Annotated in this window: 10 protein-coding genes; 9 read left to right on the top strand and 1 reads right to left on the bottom strand. The window is 55.2% G+C overall.

Annotated features, from left to right (window positions below; genetic code table 11):
- Positions 1-47: 47 nt before the first annotated feature.
- The 4 genes from xylB (at position 48) to QZR14_RS00895 (ending at position 4,607) form a co-directional block, all read left to right on the top strand.
- Positions 48-1,544, top strand: coding sequence for a xylulokinase (xylB, locus tag QZR14_RS00910; RefSeq protein ID WP_311995626.1), 1,497 nt, complete (start codon positions 48-50; stop codon positions 1,542-1,544).
- Positions 1,545-1,557: 13 nt separating this feature from the next.
- Positions 1,558-2,496, top strand: a complete 939-nt coding sequence (locus QZR14_RS00905; RefSeq protein WP_311995625.1) for a carbohydrate kinase family protein — start codon at positions 1,558-1,560, stop codon at positions 2,494-2,496.
- 45 nt (positions 2,497-2,541) lie between these two features.
- On the top strand, positions 2,542-3,162 hold the full coding sequence (locus tag QZR14_RS00900; RefSeq protein ID WP_102901838.1) for a transglycosylase SLT domain-containing protein: 621 nt from the start codon (positions 2,542-2,544) through the stop codon (positions 3,160-3,162).
- Between the two features lie 242 nt (positions 3,163-3,404).
- The gene (locus tag QZR14_RS00895) at positions 3,405-4,607 is read left to right on the top strand and encodes a hypothetical protein (protein WP_311995624.1); all 1,203 of its coding nucleotides are present in this window, start codon (positions 3,405-3,407) and stop codon (positions 4,605-4,607) included.
- Between the two features lie 38 nt (positions 4,608-4,645).
- Here QZR14_RS00895 and QZR14_RS00890 read toward each other — a convergent pair whose 3' ends face one another.
- Positions 4,646-5,947, bottom strand: a complete 1,302-nt coding sequence (locus QZR14_RS00890) for an OprD family porin (RefSeq protein WP_311995623.1) — start codon at positions 5,945-5,947, stop codon at positions 4,646-4,648.
- Between the two features lie 373 nt (positions 5,948-6,320).
- Between QZR14_RS00890 and QZR14_RS00885 the strand changes: the two genes are divergently transcribed.
- The 5 genes from QZR14_RS00885 (at position 6,321) to QZR14_RS00865 (ending at position 14,896) form a co-directional block, all read left to right on the top strand.
- Complete coding sequence (locus QZR14_RS00885) at positions 6,321-8,369, top strand: type VI secretion system Vgr family protein (protein ID WP_311995622.1); 2,049 nt, start codon at positions 6,321-6,323, stop codon at positions 8,367-8,369.
- Positions 8,360-9,217 (top strand): DUF4123 domain-containing protein, encoded by an 858-nt coding sequence (locus QZR14_RS00880; protein ID WP_311995621.1) that lies wholly within the window; start codon positions 8,360-8,362, stop codon positions 9,215-9,217. Before QZR14_RS00885 ends, QZR14_RS00880 begins: the two co-directional genes overlap by 10 nt.
- 28 nt (positions 9,218-9,245) lie before the next feature.
- On the top strand, positions 9,246-12,800 hold the full coding sequence (locus tag QZR14_RS00875) for a LysM peptidoglycan-binding domain-containing protein (RefSeq protein ID WP_311995620.1): 3,555 nt from the start codon (positions 9,246-9,248) through the stop codon (positions 12,798-12,800).
- Positions 12,797-13,804: a tetratricopeptide repeat protein gene (locus QZR14_RS00870; RefSeq protein ID WP_311995619.1), complete on the top strand. Its 1,008-nt coding sequence runs from the start codon at positions 12,797-12,799 to the stop codon at positions 13,802-13,804. Before QZR14_RS00875 ends, QZR14_RS00870 begins: the two co-directional genes overlap by 4 nt.
- A gap of 120 nt (positions 13,805-13,924) precedes the next feature.
- Positions 13,925-14,896: a tetratricopeptide repeat protein gene (locus QZR14_RS00865; protein ID WP_311995618.1), complete on the top strand. Its 972-nt coding sequence runs from the start codon at positions 13,925-13,927 to the stop codon at positions 14,894-14,896.
- Positions 14,897-14,911: the final 15 nt, after the last annotated feature.

Genomic DNA, 14,911 nt, shown 5'->3' with positions numbered 1-14,911 from the left:
GTGAGGGGGTAAGCTCTTGATCTTCACCACACCCGAGTGGTTCACACATGACAACACAACAACTGTTCCTCGGCATCGACTGCGGCACCCAAGGCACCAAAGCCATCATCCTCGACGCCGCCAGCGGTCAAGTTCTTGGCCAAGGCGCCGCCGCCCACACAATGATCAGCGGCGCCAACGGCCGCCGCGAACAAGACACCCAGCAATGGCTGGAAGCCTTCGCCCTCGCCACCCGCCGCGCATTGCTGGCGGCGAATGTCGACGGTCAGTCGATCCTCGCCATCGGCGTCTCCGGCCAGCAACACGGCCTGGTCCTGCTCGATGATCAAGGTGAAGTCCTGCGCCCGGCCAAGCTCTGGTGCGACACCGAGACCAGCGCCGAAAACGACCGCCTGCTGGTTCATCTGGGCGGCGAAAAAGGCTCGCTGGAACGCCTCGGCGTGGTCATCGCGCCGGGCTACACCGTGTCGAAACTGCTCTGGACCAAAGAACAACACCCCGTGGTGTTCTCGCGCATCGCACGCATCCTGCTGCCGCACGACTATCTGAATTTCTGGCTCACCGGCCGCGCCTGCAGCGAATACGGCGACGCCTCGGGCACTGGCTATTTCAACGTGCGCACCCGCCAGTGGGACTTGCAACTGCTGCGCGACATCGACGCCAGCGGGCGCCTGCAAGCGGCACTGCCTGAGTTGATCGATGCGCACCAAGCCGTCGGCACCATCCTTCCGGCCATCGCCAAACACCTCGGCATCAACCCCGACGCGCTGGTATCGAGCGGCGGCGGCGACAACATGATGGGCGCCATCGGCACCGGCAATATTCAGCCCGGCGCGATCACCATGAGCCTCGGCTCTTCCGGCACTGTTTACGCCTATTCCGAAGTACCAAAAGTCAGCCCGGACGCCTCGGTCGCGACGTTCTGCTCGTCGAGTGGCGGCTGGCTGCCGCTGATCTGCACCATGAACCTGACCAACGCCACCGGCGCGATTCGCGAACTGTTCGACCTCAATCTGCAGCAGTTCAACGACCTCGTCGCCCAAGCCTCCATCGGCGCCGACGGCGTGAGTATGTTGCCGTTCCTCAATGGCGAACGGGTGCCCGCCCTGCCCCACGCCACCGGCAGTCTGCACGGTTTGACGCTGGACAACCTGACCCAGGCCAATCTGTGCCGCGCCGCCGTCGAAGGCACGACCTTCGGGCTGCGTTACGGACTGGATTTGCTCCGCCAGAATGGTTTACAAAGCCGCAGCATTTGCCTGATCGGCGGCGGTTCGAAAAGCGCGGTGTGGCGGCAGATCGTCGCCGACATCATGAACACCCCGGTGATCTGCACCGAACAAAGCGAAGCCGCCGCCCTCGGCGCAGCGATTCAGGCGGCGTGGTGCAAATCCTGGTCGAACGGCCACGAAGACACCCTCGCCGACCTGTGTCAGCGCTGCGTGAAACTCGATTCAAGCAGTGAAACCCTGCCGATCGCCGCCAACGTCGCGGCGTTCCAGCAGGCCTATGAACGCTATCAACAGCATGTCGCAACCCTATAAAGAGCAAACAACTATGTATTTGGTGTGTGGCGAAGCCCTGTTTGATTTTTTCAGTGAAGACGACGCCAGCGGTCTGGCCTCGAAAGTGAATTTCAAGGCGATTGCCGGCGGCTCGCCGTTCAACGTCGCCGTGGGTTTGCGCCGCCTGGGCGTGGACTCGGCCTTGTTTGGGGGAATTTCCACCGACTACCTCGGCCGCCGCTTGCAGCGAGTGCTGCAGGAGGAAGGTGTGCGCCCGGACTATCTGGTGGATTTCGCCGCACCGACCACGCTGGCCATGGTTGCTGTCGGTGCCAATGGCTCGCCGCACTACAGCTTTCGTGGTGAAGGCTGCGCGGACCGGCAGTTGAGTCTGGCGCATCTGCCGGCGCTGGGACCGGATGTTCGCGGCTTGCACATCGGCTCGTTCTCGCTGGTGGTGCAGCCGATCGCCGATACCTTGCTCGCACTGGTGCAGCGTGAAAGCGGCAAACGCCTGATCACCCTCGACCCGAACGTACGCCTCAACCCTGAGCCGAACATCGACCTGTGGCGCGAACGCATCGCGACGCTGGTGCCACTGGCCGATCTGATCAAGGTCAGCGACGAAGACCTGAGCCTGCTTTACCCCGAACAGGACCCGCAACGCGTAATCGAAGGCTGGCTCGAACACCGCTGCCAGATCGTCTTCCTCACCCGGGGCGGCGACGGTGCCAGCGTGTTCAGCCGCCGCCATGGCAGCTGGTCGGTACCGGCGGCCTCGGTGAAGATCGCCGACACCGTTGGCGCGGGCGATACCTTCCAGGCCGCGCTGATCACCTGGCTGACCGAGCACGGTCTGGATTCAGTCGAAGGCGTTCAGCAACTCGCTCGCGAGCAGATCGACGCCATGCTCAAGTTCGCCGTGCAAGCCGCCGCGCTGACCTGCAGCAAGACCGGTCCGGATCTGCCCTATCGTCACCAATTGAGCTGAGCGCGTAGACTGTCGGCCTTTTTGCGCACGACGGGATAACGGCTTTTGAATTACAGGCAGACGCTTGGACTACTGACACTGGCAACGCTACTGAGCGGGTGCGGCACCTCGCCGCCCCGCTCGCCGGAAGACATCTGCGAAATCTTCCGCGAAAAAAGCGACTGGTACGACGCTGCGCAAGTCACGCAAAAACGCTGGGGCGTGCCGATTCAAGTGCCCTTCGCGATCATGTATCAGGAATCCGGCTACCGCTACGACGCCAAGACCCCGCGCAAATACTTGCTCTGGGTGATCCCGTGGGGCCGCGTCTCGACCGCCTCGGGTTATGCGCAAGCCAAAGATGAAGTCTGGGCCGACTACCAGAAAAGCACCGGCCGCAACTGGGCCGACCGCGAAGACTTCGACGACGCCATCGACTTTGTCGGCTGGTACATGGACAAGACCACCTCGATCAACGGCGTCTACAAGTACGACGCCTATAACCAGTACCTCAACTACCACGAAGGCTGGGGCGGGTTCCGCAACAAGACCTACGCGAGCAAAGCCTGGCTGATGCCAACGGCGCGCAAAGTGCAGAACCGCTCGGATGTGTATGCGCGGCAATATGCCGGGTGCAAAGAGGATCTGAATCGGGGGTTCTGGAGCCGGTTCTGGCATTGGTTGTAGTCGTTCCGGGATCCCGTGCAGGAGCTGCCGAAGGCTGCGATCTTTTGATTCTGATCTTGATGCAAGCTCCAAAGATCGCAGCCTTCGGTACCTCCTGCATCGACGACATTGGTGGCTCTCTATACGAAAAAAACTCCCCTGCCTAGCTGTCAACTCTGACAGCTAGGCAGGGGAGTTTTTTGTTTGTCTACTGGATGCAGGAGAGTGCTGGCGCTCCTTCATTACTCATGGAAGAAAATCTTATGAACGCGTTCGTGAAACCACTTATCGCCGTCGCCTCATTGCTACCCATGTTCACCTTGATAAACAACGTACAGGCCAGCCAACCGGTACCTGTTGGTCCTGACACAGGAGAGTGCCGGGCGTCTGGCGTGTTGGAAACAACCCGAGCTTTGGGCTTTTGCGTCGAAAACGGAGTGAAAAAGGCCTGGTTCAGAAATGCAAATCCGACCAAGCTGATTAACCTCAAACCTTTGCAGGCCAATCGGTCCTGCGACAGTAGCTTTCTGACACAGAACATCATGACAGGAACCTGTGATCAGCTTCTGGGACCTGTCTTGGGCAAGGTACCAGTGTTCTGGCCCGTTGCCTTCCCCAACGAGGAGCCCAAACGTCTGCAACCCTTGCCGCTTGATACCGGAGCAGAACTACGCGCCGCGACGCTCTTTGGCAATGTGGCGGGCCAAAGTATTACCCTTTTGGGTAACACCGCCGTGGTGTGGCCCTTTGAAAAAAGAGGTGAACCGGTCCAGGTCTCAGTCCGAAATGACAATTGTCGGGTCGCCGCTATTATTGATTCCAATGTCGATAGCTCCACGCTCGTGGCACTCAATTGTCCACACCTGTTGGGAAACCCGAAGGCCACAATCGCCACGTTCAACGGCACAAAGTACGTCATGAAAGCGCTGAAACTCCCCCCAGCGGCGACGTATTGCGAAGTGGTGGGCATCAATAGCCAGAGTCAGGCTGCAGGCACTTGCCATTACGCCAACAACTTTACCGCTGCAACCTACTGGTCAGGACCTGATGCAGAGGCGAAAACACTGGTGTCCACCCAAAACTATCCGGTGGAAGTCGTACATTTCAATAACAACGGCTCCGCCATCGTTAAAGTCCTCCCAGCACAGAACCAAGAAATCCCGGCCTTCTGGCGCACTTCAACAGACGATGCAGACCCGCTGCCAACGCCGCAAAACTTCAATAACTGCCGTGTTGACGCCTTGGCCGTGAGTGTTGATACAGCACTCATGACTTGCGCCTCCGAGCACCTCTCCATACCCAATACTGTCTTTACCTGGAGCCCGAATGGTGGCTTGAACAGTATTCAACCTGCCGCGGGCACTGACGAATACGTGGGAGAAGCGATATCAAGCTCGGCACTGGAAGCGGTCGGCTCGTTTCAGGCAGGCTCGAAAATCAGAGCCTTCATAAGCACACTGCCCTGACCTGATAATGGGCCAGGGCAGCATCGCCCCTCGCCCTTTTACAAGACCGAAAAGCTATAACTCACAATCAACCGGGTCTCATCCACATCCCGGGCAAACTTCTCGTAGTTGGTGCGATACGTTGCATTGCGCAAACGCAGACTCACATCCTTGAACGTGCCCGTCTGAATCACATACTTCAACTCGCTGTCGCGTTCCCACTCCTTGCCTTCCTGATCACTGCCCAACACCTTGATGTGATCACCGTTCACATAACGGGTCAGGAAGCTCAAGCCATTAATGCCAATGGCTTTGAAGTCATAGTCATAACGCAACTGCCAGGAACGTTCCTGCGCGGCGGCGAAGTCGTTGACCTGCACGTAGTTGACCAGGTACGGGTTGCTGCCATCGAGGTACGGCATCGAGTTGTCGCCGTTCATGCGCTGCCAACCGGCGCTGACCGTGTGACCGCTGTGCGCGTAAGAGAGCATGCCGCTCAACGCACGGTTATCGATGGAACCGGCCTTGGCATCGCCGCTGTCGGCACTTTTCAGCACACGCAGATCCGCTTTAAGCACACCGCCCCCTAACGGTTGATTAGCCAACAGCCCGACAAAGTGCTGACGATAAATGTCTTCCAGTTCGGCGTAGTGATACTGCGCGGTCAGGCGATCATTGATCTTGTAATCGAAGCCGTACATGTCGAAATGGTCGGCGGTGGTGTTGCACGCATAACGCTTGTTCTTGCAGTGCACGCGGATGTCTTGCGAATCGGTGGAATCGCGCGCGGTGTACTTGTCCAGGCGCGCGGCCATGAAGGTCAGGTCTTTGACCTCTTTAGAGGTGAGCATGACGCCGTTGAACATCGTCGGCAGCAAACGGCCGTCGTTGTATTTCAGCAGCGGCAGATCCGGCAGCAGTGCGCCGTACTTCAGCACCGTGTCCGAGACCTTGACCTTGGCGGTCAGGCCCATTTTCGCGTACTGACCTTTCGAGCCGCGCGGGTCGTTGCCGCTCGAGGGCAGCAAGCCGCTGTTGCTGCGGTCCGGGCTGGAATCGAGTTGCAAGCCGAGCATGCCCAGCGCATCAATACCAAAACCCACGGTACCTTCGGTGTAGCCCGATTGCAGATTGAGAATAAAGCCCTGTGCCGACTCTTCACGCTTGGACGCGCCCTGAGCGTTCGAGGTGCTCCCATCACGGAAATCGCGGTTGAAGTACACCGTGCGCGATTCGATTTTCGCCGTGGCGTCTTCAAAAAATCCGCTGGCCTGAACCTGTGCGGTAAAACCTGCGCACAGCACAAAGGCTCCGAAGCCAAACGACTGGCGCGGGGTGATGAGGGGAAATGGGGGACGCATGAAAAACTCCAACAATGCAGCGTTTGCGCAAGCGCGCAACAAGCCAGAAAATAGCTCCCGTCCCAGGTCGGAATGAGCCGGGAGGAAGTGGACACGCAAGGGTGAACGGCAATGATGGCAGATGGCTTTGACGTGCTACAGGCGACTTTAGTCTGTATCTGACTGATGATTCTTCAACCCGGGGTCGTGGGAAAAGTCGCCGGCAATGAGTGCCAATTCGTGACAAACGGCCGATTTCATTGGACGAAACACCTCACCTAAGGGTTTTCCCTATACCGCAAACCTGCCAGACCTACGGCTTTTGCGCCTTGAACGAGGCTGCTTAATCCTCCATCATCCGTCTCCTGCTTATTCAATGGACGGAATTCAAGGCATGCTGGACGCCAACGCAACCCACATTACCCTCACGCTTGAAGGCGCCAACGCCGACCTGCAAGTCCTCAGCTTCACCGGTCGCGAAGCCCTCAACGAACCGTTCCGTTTCGACCTCGAACTCGTCTGCGCCCGCCCCGACCTCAAACTCGAAGAGCTGCTGCACAAACCCGGCGTCCTGACCTTCGGCCCGACCGGCGAAGGCAAGATCCACGGCTTGGTGTATCGCATCGAGCAAGGCGACTCCGGCAAGACTCTGACCCGTTACAGCCTCAGCCTGGTGCCGCAACTGGCCTACCTGCGGCACAACCACGATCAGCAGATTTTCCAGCAACTGACCGTGCCGAAGATCATCGCTCAGGTCCTTGAAGATCGCGGCATTCTCGCCGACGCCTACAGCTTCCAGCTCGGTGCCGAGTACCCGCAGCGCGAATACTGCGTGCAGTACGACGAATCCGACCTGCATTTCATCCAGCGGCTGTGCGAAGAGGAAGGCATTCACTTCCACTTCCAGCACAGCAGCAGCGGCCACAAACTGGTGTTCGGCGACGACCAGACCGTGTTCCGCAAACTCAAAGCCGTGAGCTACCAGCAAGACTCCGGCATGGCCGCCGAAAAACCGGTGATCAAACGCTTCAACCTGCGCCTGGAAACCCGCACCACCCGCGTCAGCCGCCGCGATTACGACTTCGAAAAACCGAAAATCCTCCCCGAAGGCGCGGTCAAAACCGAGTTCGCCCCGGACCTCGAAGACTACGACTACCCCGGCCGCTTCACCACCCGCGAGCGCGGCAAATTCCTCTCCACCCGCGCCCTCGAGCGTCATCGCAGCGACTACAAACTCGCCGAAGGCAAAGGTGACGAACCGACCCTCACCAGCGGCCATTTCCTCACCCTCGCCGAACACCCGCGCGCCGAATGGAACGACCTGTGGCTGCTGCTGGAAGTCTTCCACGAAGGCAAACAACCGCAAGTGCTCGGCGAAAACGTCACCAGTGACGTCACCGACAACAAAAGCGATTTCCACCAGGGCTACCGCAACAGCTTCCTCGCCACCCCATGGGACGCGCACTACCGCCCTGCCCTTGAACACCCGAAACCAAAAGTCCTCGGCAGCCAGACCGCCGTCGTCACCGGCCCCGCAGGCGAAGAGATCCATTGCGACCAGTACGGCCGCATCAAGGTGCAATTCCACTGGGACCGCGACGGTCAGTCCAACGACAAAACCACCTGCTGGATGCGCGTCGCCAGCGGCTGGGCCGGTGCGGCGTACGGCGGCATCGCCATCCCGCGCATCGGCATGGAAGTCCTCGTCACCTTCCTCGAAGGCGACCCCGATCAGCCACTGGTCACCGGTTGCCTGTACCACAAGGAAAACGTCGTCCCTTACGACCTGCCGGCCAATAAAACCCGCAGCACCTTCAAAACCCTGAGTTCACCGGGCGGCAAGGGCTACAACGAATTCCGCATCGAAGACAAGAAAGGCGTTGAACAGATCTACATCCACGCCCAGCGCGATTGGGATGAGAACATTGAGCACGACCAGAAGATTCGCGTCGGCAACGAACGGCATGACACCGTTGAAGCCAATACGCTGAGTGAGTTCAAGGTTGAAGAGCACCGGATTACGCATCTGGATCGCATCAGCGAGATGCGGGCGGATGATCACCTGACCGTGGGTGTGACGCAGCATTTGAAGGTGGGGACTGCGCAGTTTGTCGAGGCTGGGTCAGAAATCCATTACTACGCCGGCCAGAAGGTTGTGGTCGAAGGCGCAATGGAGCTCACGGCCAAGGCTGGCGGGAGTTTCGTCAAGGTCGATGCGGGTGGCGTGACCATCAGCGGTGCCGAAGTGAAGGTCAACACTGGCGGCTCGCCTGGGGTTGGGACGCCTGCGGCACCATTGCTGCCGGGACCGATGAAAGTGGCGGATGCGGACAAGGCTGGTAAAGCACCACTCCCCGCCCGTCTGAATGAGTCTGGCATCACACCGTTGTGCGGAAAACAGAGTAACGGCGCTTGCAGCCGTAAGGATTGCACATGCATGTAAAAGCGCTGAGCGCTCTGCTCGCAGAGCCTCGCTACAACTTCTCGGACCTGCCGGCTGCGAGCGAATCGCTCTGCTTCATCATTGACCAGGGACTCCAGCCAGAAGCCTTGAGTCAACTCTACCGAGTAGGCGAACCGGTGGTTTCCCAAGGGCTGTTTTTCGGCACTGACTTCGCAGAGATTCCTGATGGCCCGTTGTGGCTGGTGGCTCCTCGGGGCAGCAAAGTGGCAAACGTAGCGGCAAAACTTTGTGAGGAACGCTTTTCGGGAATTGCAATCTCAACACCTGATCCTGAACAAGCATTGGCTCATGCGCGCTGGTTGCTCAGAGCCAATGACGGTTCCGGTGGGCAGAGCTTGTTGAGCTTTCACAAACCGAGTCTGTGGGCAGCGCTGACTTATACAGCTGGGAAAACCTTCGACCAGTTGCTTGGTTGCTGGAACGCCGTCTACTGCCCTGCGCCGATACATTTCGGTCAGCAGCGCGGTCCATGGTTGGCCTGGAAAGCCAACGAGGAATCGACGTGGCTTGGTGACAAAGCGGCGTTCAACCTTCCCGAGGCAGCCGCGCAAGTTCAAGCGCGCCTGGGATGGGTTTATTGGATTGATGAGGAATACGCAGCGTTTGAAGAACCAGACGATGAGCGCCTGAACGATATCGCTGACAACCTCGACCTGCTGCTCAAAAGCAATATTTATGACGGTGATCACCTGCTCAAGCTTGGCCACGCCGTGAACGGTCCGCTATTTGAGACACAGCCTGAGATCATGGCGATCCTGCAATCTAAGGACGAGTCGTTTATCAAAGTAGATCGGCTCCTGGAATCAGCCGCCGTCGCCCAACGTTAGGGCGACGCGACAACAGAACGGAATCACCATGGAAATCACGAATCACGCCGTCATGCCCGGCGAAACCCTGGGCCAGATCGCTTCGCGCTACAACAGCAGCGTGGCGCAACTTCGCCAGCTCAACCCCTTCATCACAAATGCGGATAACGTCAAAGTCGGCTGGAACCTGAGCGTGCCAAAAAGCGCTCAAGCGACCGCCGCGCCTGCCGCTCAATCGCCCGCAGCGCCTCAAGCGCCTGCGCAGGCAACCCCGGAAGCCGCCACTCAGTGTTCCGCTGAGGATCTGGTTGAACTGGATCCGGTCAAGGACGCTCCTGATCAGAGTTCAAAGAACTTCAAACCCCACGCACCTCCGTGTTCTAAAAAGTTTGCCAGCGCGATTTATGCCACTGAGGAGCAAGAGTTCTGGCTGCTCCCTGAGCGGGCAAAGTCTGCCATCAAAGAATCGATGTTCGCGCTGGATAAAATGATTGCCCCCAGCAAACCACGTGATGCACGCCTAAATGGGCTGCAGGAATCGGGTTTGCTGGAATACTTCCTTGAACCCAAGTTGAGCAACTTCCTCACGGGCGCGAAGCGTACACGTATGGAAGAATTTGAAGCGATGGGGGATGAGATCGAAATCGATCCCGCCACCGCCAAAAAGAGGCAAAACGAAGCTAACGGAAACAAACCGGCAGCAGCTCCTGCACAGTCTCCACAAGAGGACACCGCGCAATCGCGCATGGACCGTCTAACGGCAGACCTGGCTACTGACCAGGACGTCCACAAAGCCTATGCCGACTTTTACAAGCGGAGGGCCGAATGGCATGCGCTGAAAAAAGAAGCAGTAGCGGCTGCGAAGTTGGAAGGCTACACCTACGAAAGCGGCTCGCTTTACTCCAAAGAGGCGATTGAAGCGCGCGCACGGGTGCAAGCCTATCTGGAAGCCCGCAAGAAACTCCTCGGCAACAAAGACTTCAAGCAAGTCCCGCTGGAAGACGTTGCGAAAGCCTTGGCGGAAAAGAAAAAAAGCTACGAAAACATCTGCAGCGGCATGAATGACTGCACCGCCGATCTGGTCGGGTATGTCTTGACGCTCTACAAAAACGCCGAGGCGCTTGATTACCATGCTTACACTGAATCCATTATCAAAGCGTCTGAATATGGCATTGCACTTCCAGAATTCGCGCTGATCAGTGACGGCCTTCCTTCCGGCATTGAGCAGTTCAAACTGTATCTGGATACCGAGAAAGAGCAGGCGGAAGTTACAGCGCAGCTTCAGGAAAAATACAAACGCTGGATCGAGGCAACAGGCCAGAATGCCCAAGCGCCGGCGGGCCTGGTTGATGTGGAACGGACCAAATGGGATAGCCTGCAAAAGATCAAAGACGACCTTCAAGCAAAAGCCCAAAGCAATGTCAGCAACAGCAAGCCTGCGCGTTATCTGATTTGGGACCCGGAAGAGTTCCAGCCAAAACCGGTCGACCGCATGGTGAAACCGGGCTTTCCGCTGCGTGAAGTCAGTCTTTCGGATGCCAAAGGCACGCCTTTGGGCTGGTTCAGCATGGCGAACCTGAAAGACGCAAAAAAGATCATGAAAGAGGATTTCGAAAAAGCAGCCGGCGCGATAAAAAAGGTAGGTAAAAGTTTGCCTGCGGACGCTACCGAAGGCTCCGATAAAAACAGTGAAATCAACTCGTTCCGCCAATGGCTTCTAGATCAGGGCGCCATCAAGTTCAGCGATCAGGTCGGCGACTGTTTCGATGAAAAAGGCTGGTTCAAAGCCAAAGACTTTTATGCTTACTTGAAAAAGCAAGGCTATGAGGTCACTGAACTGGAAGACGACGCGACCCTTACCAACTGGGGCGAACACCTTCAGCAACTGGTTTTCAAGAAAAGTGTGCGCGGCAAAGTAAGACTGTTTGATGCCAGCCCTCAGGCGCAATTGGTCCGCTGCCTGACACCGCCCCAGCCAAGCATTCACGGTGAAGTAAAGCTCGAAGGCCCGAAAATGTCCGCCGCCGAGGGCTTCCAGATATCGGGCGAGATGGGCTTGAGCCTGGACCTGGCCCGTGGCGAAGTTCAGTTGATGAAAGTCGACATGCCTGCCAAAACCAGTGCTCAAGAAATCACGCTTGATTACTTGCTGGACGGCAGCCCGCAAAAAATGAATTTCGGCCGCTTCTCCTTCCACTTTGGTGTGAAGGCATGGGGTTACGCCGGCGCATCGTTGCTGTTAGCCGGCAGCGTCGAGTTGAGCCCGATCTTCGGTAACGTCAAGTATGGGGCGTCACTGAGCCCGGTAAAACGCGCACAGCGTGAAGATGCTTCGGCAAAAGAAGAACGCTCCGATCACGCCGCCGCCAAGCAAGCCAAAGCCGACAGCGGTGACGACAGCCCTACTCCCGATCTTGAACACAAGTCGAAATCCGGCACCTACGCCGATTCCAAGAGCACAGATCAACTGCGAGGCGGACGCTTCGCCAAAGTGCAAGTCGAAAACGGCGCAAAAGCCAGTTTCAACGTGTTTGGAGGCTTGCAAGCCGCCATCGAACTCACTGGAGTACTGAACTGGGCACCGCCAAAAGAACGCGTCGCCCTGCGCACCGCGCCAACGATGGGCATTGGCAGCGCTAAAGACGCGAAAAGCGCGAATCCATGGCTGACACTGGCCAAGCTGAGCGGCTCCGTTGGGGTGGCGTTAGGTGCGGGCTTTCAGGGAACGGCGCAGGTGTCTCTGGATAAGGGGCGGTTTATTTTGAACTTGAAAGCGGCGGTAGTGCTGGGTCCTGGTGCTAACGGTAGCTTTAAATTCGAAGTTGGTTATGAGGCAGTAGTTGACCTCATCAACCTGTATCGCAAAGAGTTGCATAAGACTAAAGGCCGTAAAGTCGAGTGGATGGAGCCTGAGGCGGGTGAATATGCATCTGCGCTAAACGCATTGGGCGCTGCCGGGTTGAGTGTGACGATGGCGTATATGCTGCGTTGGGATGTTGTGATGAATCTTTATCAGGCTTTGACTCGTAGTGGCAAGGGTGGTCCGATTGCACACACGATCATGAATTACAGAAACCAAAGTGAACTCGAAGAGTGGATCGTTAATGCAATCCCTAGCGCACTGGGTCCACTACTCAGAACGCTTATAAGCCAACCTGAAGCATTTAAAATTACGGTAGCCTCCTCTGAGGACAATGGAATATCTGATAAGGGACGCGTATATAGCCAACCCCAAGCTCACGTTCTTCAGCAAAAAGCTATAGAAAGAATTTCACGCTGGATAGTCGACAACGCAAAGAAAACCAACACTATTGACAAAGCCCAAAGTCAATTTGAACTCGCCTGCATGTCCATGAATGAATTTGGTATAAAAGAGCAGGCGGGAGAACAAGAGTACTGCAAAAACCGGACAATACTGGATAGCTTTATGGCTGAGAGTGTACTTGGCCTATTTGATGATACGGGTGTTGAAGCGCGCGAAAACTACAAATCCCATGTAAAGTTACTTGGCGCAAACCTGGTCGAATACTGCAAAACAAATTACATCCCTGAACCAAACTACTCCCCTAGCGGAGCGACTCCCTATTTGAAAGGCTACCAATGAACAGAATTGCAAAAATAAAGCTAAATCAAATCGCTCTACTGTTTAGCTTGAGCTTAACCTCAATATTACCGTGCAGCGTTAATTTTGCCAGTGCATCTTCGGTCACGCTGAATAGTGAACAACGCGGAATTGTTCTTTATAATCAGATGAAAATAGACGCTGCCATTCCGCAATTAAAGGAAGAAGCGAAAAAAGGCGAAATTGAATCGCAATATTATCTTGCCGAGTCTCTTCGAAAGAAAAATGGATATATGACTCCAGAGGCACAATTATGGTACGAGTCGGCAGCAGAGAAAAAAAACGTATACGCAATGATTCAGTTGGGCAGAGCAAAAAACGATCTTTGCGCAATAATGGAAAACTGCCCACCGGCTAAAAAAACTCAAGCCGAGTGGTTCGTGGAAGCCAAGAAGATCACTTTGCCGAAGGCAAATGACGGCGATCCAGAATCTCTGTATTTAATGTATGAAATCACCTTGGATCATAAGTGGTTAGAGAAATCTGCAAATGCAGGATATCCACTCGCGCAATATTGGATGGCTGTAAGTGAAAGACAAGGTGAAGGTTACTTCTTCATTCCTGGAGGACGCGATGCATCAGTAAGAAGATGGCTACTACTCTCTTCCGAGGGTGGCAATCCAAAAGCAATGATGGAATATCTAGAAACACTGTATGCAAAAGGAGAAATGGAGAGCACTCGGCATTGGCTTGAAGTGGCCGCAGCAACTGGCGAACAATCAGCTCTGAGCAACTATGGAGCGTACATTTCACATACTCCTGACAAAGTTGGCTACCCACTGGACTTAGTTAAAGGCTACGCTATTTTTTCTTTGTTAAAGGAACTCGGCGACAGCGGTGGAGTGCAAGATTATGTTGATCGTAAAATTGAAAAAATTGCTGAAAAAATGACACCACAACAAATTGAACAGTCAAAAATCGTTGCGCAAGAGTGGAAAGCCACCCATCCACCGATTTCTTTTTTCCCCGAAAAACTTAGCGACTGACTCCGATTTCTTGGTATTTCTTTAGGGAGGTGCGGCCCGCCGAATATTAATCGAAGACTAACCGCCGCCCTTTCTTTCGCGGAGAAGAAACAACCACCCATGAGTTCGATAAAGACACCAATGAAACTGATGACTGCAGCGTTAACGTTGTTAACTATAATAGCAACTGAGTCATCTGCTCTTACGCACGAACAGTTTCAGGCAAAAATCCAGGGCATTGAACTCTACAATCAATACAAAGCCATTTCTGCGATCGATTTTTTGAAAACCGCCGCTGACGGCGGAGATGATGAGGCGCTTTACTATCTGGGCGAAGCGTTAAGAAAAAATAACCGCCACATGACTCCGGAAGCTAAAAAAGCATACGAAAGCTCCGCAAAAAAGGGGAATATCTACTCTATGATTCGCCTTGGGAGAATTGAAGACGACTTGTGTTCAACCATGAATAACTGTCCACCAGGTGAAGACTCTCCTAGCAGTTGGGTAATTAAAGCTAAAAGCCTTGCAATTCAACGAGCAACGCAGGGAGATAGCGAATCAATGTATCTGTTATATGAAATGACAGGCAACGATGACTGGTTGGAGAAATCAGCAGAGAACGGATTCGCACTTGCGCAGTTCCGTTTGGCGACGAAGTACCAAGAAGGAAGTGGTTCATTTTTACTACCCTCGAGACGCAACCAAGCTATCGAACGATGGATGAAGGCGTCTGCTGAAAATGGATATCCACTTGCAATGATGGGGTTAGCCGCAATCATGATCGAAAAAAATGATTTAGCCTCGTTCAGAAACTGGAACGAAAAAGCAGCTGACTCGAGCTACGTAGAAGGTGTATTTGGATATGCATCCTACATAGGCGAAGAAAACTCAAAATACGGTTTCGCATTCGACCCAATAAAATCATATGCTTTACTTTCAAACCTGCTGGCACTTAATGGTGGAGGCAATGTAGTACGAGACGTCAATGACACATTACCTGGCATAGAAAAAAACATGTCAAAAGAGCAAATAGAAAAAGCAAAAGAGCTCGTAAAAACGTGGAAGGCCAACCACCCGCCTCTCTCGTTTTACCCTGACAAGCTAGGTTATTAACAGCAGTGCGAGCAT

Origin of the sequence: Pseudomonas sp. rhizo66 (assembly GCF_031931925.1) — a bacterium.
GTDB lineage: Bacteria > Pseudomonadota > Gammaproteobacteria > Pseudomonadales > Pseudomonadaceae > Aquipseudomonas.
The sequence above is the reverse complement of the archived record's forward strand: the minus strand, read 5'-3'. Positions and strand labels throughout refer to the sequence as shown.

What these genes read in the sequence shown, in the direction of transcription:
- xylB (WP_311995626.1), top strand. Translation starts at nt 48, where the DNA reads ATGACAACACAACAACTGTTCCTCGGCATCGACTGCGGCACCCAAGGC.
- QZR14_RS00905 (WP_311995625.1), top strand. Translation starts at nt 1,558, where the DNA reads ATGTATTTGGTGTGTGGCGAAGCCCTGTTTGATTTTTTCAGTGAAGAC.
- QZR14_RS00895 (WP_311995624.1), top strand. Translation starts at nt 3,405, where the DNA reads ATGAACGCGTTCGTGAAACCACTTATCGCCGTCGCCTCATTGCTACCC.
- QZR14_RS00890 (WP_311995623.1), bottom strand. Translation starts at nt 5,947, where the DNA reads ATGCGTCCCCCATTTCCCCTCATCACCCCGCGCCAGTCGTTTGGCTTC.
- QZR14_RS00885 (WP_311995622.1), top strand. Translation starts at nt 6,321, where the DNA reads ATGCTGGACGCCAACGCAACCCACATTACCCTCACGCTTGAAGGCGCC.
- QZR14_RS00880 (WP_311995621.1), top strand. Translation starts at nt 8,360, where the DNA reads ATGCATGTAAAAGCGCTGAGCGCTCTGCTCGCAGAGCCTCGCTACAAC.
- QZR14_RS00875 (WP_311995620.1), top strand. Translation starts at nt 9,246, where the DNA reads ATGGAAATCACGAATCACGCCGTCATGCCCGGCGAAACCCTGGGCCAG.
- QZR14_RS00870 (WP_311995619.1), top strand. Translation starts at nt 12,797, where the DNA reads ATGAACAGAATTGCAAAAATAAAGCTAAATCAAATCGCTCTACTGTTT.
- QZR14_RS00865 (WP_311995618.1), top strand. Translation starts at nt 13,925, where the DNA reads ATGAAACTGATGACTGCAGCGTTAACGTTGTTAACTATAATAGCAACT.